We start from the raw sequence: 4,396 nt of genomic DNA, 5'->3' as shown, positions 1-4,396 counted from the left end.
CCCCGCGGACGGACTTTTCAGCCGCGGGGGTGCAGTCGGCGGGTGCCGAGGTGGGCTGCTGGTCGCCACAGTCGGATGCGGGGTCGCCGGGGGCGGTGGCGCTGCCACCTGGGGTGCCGGGGGAACCGGTGGCGTCGGCGGTATCGGGTGTGCCGGTGGTGCCGGGAGCGGGGTCACCGGCCTTGCCGCGCGCTGCTGGTACGGCACTGCGTCGCTGTGTTCCGGGGAGCCGGGCGCTCCAGCGCGTAAGGTTCAAACGTCCGATTCCTCGTATTTGTCACTCTTTGCCAGTGCTGTTGCACGCGTGGTCACGTGTCCAGTGTGGCCGAACCACGGCGCAGGCGGGAATCGCGGAGTCGCCGGGCGCGGTCAGGGCGCGTCGGGTTTGCGCTCGGAACCGGCCGCCAGTTCGAACTCGGCGCGCGGGTGTTCCAGCGAGCCGAGCGACACGACCTCCCGCTTGAACAGGCCGGACAGCACCCATTCGGCGAGGATGCGGGCCTTGCGGTTGAAGGTGGGCATCCGGCTGAGGTGGTAGATCCGGTGGATCAGCCAGGCGGGGTAACCCTTGAAGGCGCGGCCGTACACGAAGGCGACGCCTTCGTGCAGGCCCAGCGAGGCCACCGAGCCGGCGGAGGTGTGCCGGTAGTCGGTGAGCGGGTGGCCGCGCAGTTCGGCGATCAGGTTGTCGGCGAGGACGCGGGCCTGGCGCACGGCGTGCTGGGCGTTGGGGGCGCAGTCGGTGCCCGGCTGCTCGGCGCTCAGGTCGGGTACGGCGGCCGCGTCGCCCGCCGCCCACACCCGCTCGGCGCCGTCCACCCGCAGTGCGGCGTCGGCGCGCAGCCGGCCGCGCTCGGTCAGCGGCAGCCCGGTGGCGGCGAGCAGCGGCGCCGGTTTGACGCCCGCGGTCCACACCAGGGTCCGGGTCGGCAGCCGGTCGCCGTCGGAGAGCACCGCGATCCGGTGCTCGCAGGAGTCGAGCCGGGTCTCCAGCCGGATGTCGATGTTGCGGCCGCGCAGTTCGCGCATTGCGTACCGGCCCAATGCCTCGCCGACCTCGGGCAGGATGCGGTCGGACGCTTCGACCAGCACCCATCTCAGGTCGTCGGCGGCGATGTTGTGGTAGTACCGCACCGCGTAGCGGGCCATGTTCTCCAGCTCGGCGAGGGCTTCCACGCCCGCGTAGCCGCCGCCGACGAAGACGAAGGTCAGCGCGGCCTCGCGGACCTCGGCGTCGCGGGTGGAGGAGGCGATGTCGAGTTGCTCCAGCACGTGGTTGCGCAGCCCGATGGCCTCTTCGACGGTCTTGAAGCCGACGCCGTGTTCGGCCAGACCCGGCACCGGCAGGGTGCGCGAGACCGATCCGGGGGCGATGACCAGATGGTCGTACTGGATCTCCAGCGCGTTGCCGCCCTCCTCCACCGTGACCAGCGTGTCGACGGTGGCGGTGCGCTTGTCGGGGTCGATGCCGCGGGCCTCCCCGACGATGATCCGGCATTTGTCGAGCACCCGGCGCAGTGGCACCACCACGTGCCGCGGTGAGATCGAGCCGGCCGCCGCCTCGGGCAGAAAGGGCTGGTAGGTCATGTACGGCTGTGGTTCGACGACCACGATGTCGGCCTCGTGGCGCTTCAGCCTCCGCTGGAGCCGCAGGGCGGCATACATCCCGACATAGCCACCGCCGATGACGAGAATGCGCGGTGTGCTTGTCCTGGCCATGACTGCCGACTCCGTCGTCATTGCTCCATGACGCAATGGACCAGAGCCGTTTGTCCACAGCACGGACACGAAGATTCCGAGGAATCGACAAGGGGCCAGGTCAGCGAGGGCGAAACGAACCGGTTTGGCGGCAGCACCGGATGACGCCCGTACCGGCGGCGCATGCCGCCATGCGGCGGACCGGAAGCATCCCCCCTTCTTTCTGGCCGCGGCCTCAACTATGTTCGTATCTCGTAGTACCGCGCCACTGGCGCGGCGATCTTCACAATGGGTGAGGAGTCTCCGGGGGGAGACATTGATTCACCGGGGGATGGGACAAATGCACATTCAGGACTCTCAACGCACTTCGGCTGCCGGTTCGGACCATCGCGGAGGCGTTGCGCGCCCCGCACCGCTGCGCGTCGATGCCCAGCGCAATCTCGAGCACGTACTTCGCGCCGCACGTGAAGTGTTCGGCGAACTGGGATACGGCGCGCCGATGGAGGACGTGGCCCGGCGGGCCCGGGTCGGTGTCGGCACCGTGTACCGCCGCTTCCCCAGCAAGGACGTCCTGGTCAGGCGGATCGCGAAGGAGGAGACCGCGCGTCTGACCGAGCAGGCACGTACCGCGCTCGGGCAGGAGGACGAGGCGTGGTCCGCGCTCGCCCGCTTCCTTCGCACCTCGGCCGCGTCGGGCGCCGGACGGCTGCTGCCCCCGCAGGTCCTGCGGGTGGACGGCGGATCGGGCGGCAAGGAGTACCGCCCCGGCGGTGACGAGCCGGTCCGGGTACCGCCGCAGCGCACACCGGTCGCGGTGACGACGGCCGGACCGTCCGACCAGGGCGTCCCGGTCGGCGCCGACCACACCGGCGTCCACACCGGCCTGCACGGCGGTCTCGGCCGGACCGAGCCGCGGGCGGACGACGACGGCGTGGGCACCCTGCTCGATGTCGTCGGGCAGCTCGTCGAACGCGCAAGGCAGGCAGGCGAGTTGCGCACCGACGTGTCGGTGGCCGACGTGCTGCTGGTCATCGCCACCTCCCCGCCCGCGCTGCCCGATGCCCGGCAGCAGGAAGCCGCTTCGGCACGGCTGCTGGACATCCTGCTGGAAGGGCTGCGCCCACGGCCGGGCAGCCGCCTCGCGGAACACGTCACCGAGCTCAACCACCACTCCGGTACCGAGCCGATCGAGTGACAGTGGAGGATGTGTGAACGGTGCGACCACGAACGAGTGGTTCCGCCGGAACACATGACACCGCCCGCCGGTCCTGTGTCACGCTTGCCCCGTGGATGAGGCGAACGGCGAGTCCGGCTCCGCACCTGCGGACCCGGAGACCGGTGACGCGGCACCGCCGCGCAGGGTGCCGGGGCAGCGCGACCCGTTCGCACGGCCAGAGTCCGCCACCCTGGAATCCGCCGCGGCTCCGGCATCGATCCCGGCCGCTGCCGCCGCGCCCGCGACGGGCCCCGCGGCAGGGCCCGTCGGACCGGTCGCCGAGCTGTCGGCCGACGCCGACCTGCGCCCGGCGGAGCACCCCGGCGTGGAGTCCGACGCCGGCCTCGACGACACCCAGCCGACCGGGACCGTACCGGCCCAGTCGGCTCCGCATCGCGCCCCTTCCGCCCAATCCGGCTACTCGGACGCCGAGTTGGTCGACCAGGTCAGGGCCGGGCAGGACAGTGCGTACGAAGAGCTCTACCGCCGCCACGCCGAGTCCGTACGCCGCTACGCCCGTTCGTGCTGCCGTGACGCCCACACCGCCGAGGACCTGACCGGCGAGGTCTTCGCCCGTACCCTCCAGGCCATCCGCGGCGGCAGCGGGCCCGAATCCGCCGTACGCGCCTACCTGTTGACCACGGTGCGCCGGGTCGCCGCGTCCTGGGGCAACACCACCCGCCGCGAGCAACTGGTCGAGGACTTCGCGGTGTTCGCGGTCTCCGCGGCCGGCTCCACCGCCACCGAGCGGAGCGCCGACCTCGGCGCCGACGTACGCGCCATGCACGAGGCCGAACGCTCCCTGGCCATCCGGGCGTTCCGCACCCTGCCCGAGCGCTGGCAGACCGTGCTGTGGCACACCGCGGTGGAGGACGAGTCGCCCAGCGAGGTCGCGCCGCTGCTCGGCCTGACCCCCAACGCGGCGGCGGTGCTCGCCCATCGCGCCCGGGAGGGCCTGCGCCAGGCGTATTTGCAGGCGCACGTCAGCAGCACGCTCACCACCGAGGGCGCGTGCGCCCGCTACGCCGACCGGCTCGGCGCACACGCCCGCGGCGGCCTGCGGATGCGCGCGGACCGGGAGTTGAACCGCCACCTCAAGGAGTGCGCGCGCTGCACCGCCGCCTCGGCCGAACTCGCGGACCTCAACTCCGCCCTCACGGGGCTGCTGCCGGTCGCGTACATCGGCTGGTTCGCCGCGGCCTACGCCGCCAAGACCGCCGGGATCGTGGTGGCGGGCGGAGCGGCCGCCGCCACGGCGGCTGGTGGTGCGGCGGCCGCGGCCACCGGTTCCGGCAGCACCGCGGGTGCGGCCGGAGGCGCCGCGGCGGGCGAGGGACTGGGCGCGCCCGCAAAGGCGGGGATCGCCGCGGCCGTGGTGGTCGCCGCCGCCGGGGTCGCCTTCGCCTTCACGCTCACCGGCGGCCACGCGAAGGCCCCGGCGAAGCCGCAGGCCAGGCCGCCGGCCACCGCACCGGTCACGGC

General features: G+C 72.7%; 3 protein-coding genes and 1 pseudogene. 2 read left to right on the top strand and 2 right to left on the bottom strand.

The genetic code is table 11. The annotated features are described in order from the left end of the window. Window positions 1–256 (bottom strand): annotated as a pseudogene (locus AC13HU_RS33025) (ATP-binding SpoIIE family protein phosphatase); the annotation flags it as partial. A 113-nt stretch (window positions 257–369) separates the two neighbouring features. Next, window positions 370–1,719: an NAD(P)/FAD-dependent oxidoreductase gene (locus tag AC13HU_RS33020; RefSeq protein WP_483045666.1), complete on the bottom strand. Its 1,350-nt coding sequence runs from the start codon at window positions 1,717–1,719 to the stop codon at window positions 370–372. A gap of 319 nt (window positions 1,720–2,038) precedes the next feature. Between AC13HU_RS33020 and AC13HU_RS33015 the strand changes: the two genes are divergently transcribed. Both AC13HU_RS33015 and AC13HU_RS33010 read left to right on the top strand, forming a co-directional pair. Then, the gene (locus tag AC13HU_RS33015) at window positions 2,039–2,893 is read left to right on the top strand and encodes a TetR/AcrR family transcriptional regulator (protein ID WP_483045665.1); all 855 of its coding nucleotides are present in this window, start codon (window positions 2,039–2,041) and stop codon (window positions 2,891–2,893) included. Between the two features lie 91 nt (window positions 2,894–2,984). Further along, window positions 2,985–4,396: RNA polymerase sigma factor (locus tag AC13HU_RS33010; RefSeq protein WP_483045664.1), on the top strand; the 1,412-nt coding region annotated here is incomplete at its 3' end.

The sequence above is a fragment of the Streptomyces sp. NH27 genome, assembly GCF_056859195.1.
The sequence above is the reverse complement of the archived record's forward strand: the minus strand, read 5'-3'. Positions and strand labels throughout refer to the sequence as shown.

What these genes read in the sequence shown, in the direction of transcription:
- AC13HU_RS33015 (WP_483045665.1), top strand. Translation starts at nt 2,039, where the DNA reads ATGCACATTCAGGACTCTCAACGCACTTCGGCTGCCGGTTCGGACCAT.
- AC13HU_RS33020 (WP_483045666.1), bottom strand. Translation starts at nt 1,719, where the DNA reads ATGGCCAGGACAAGCACACCGCGCATTCTCGTCATCGGCGGTGGCTAT.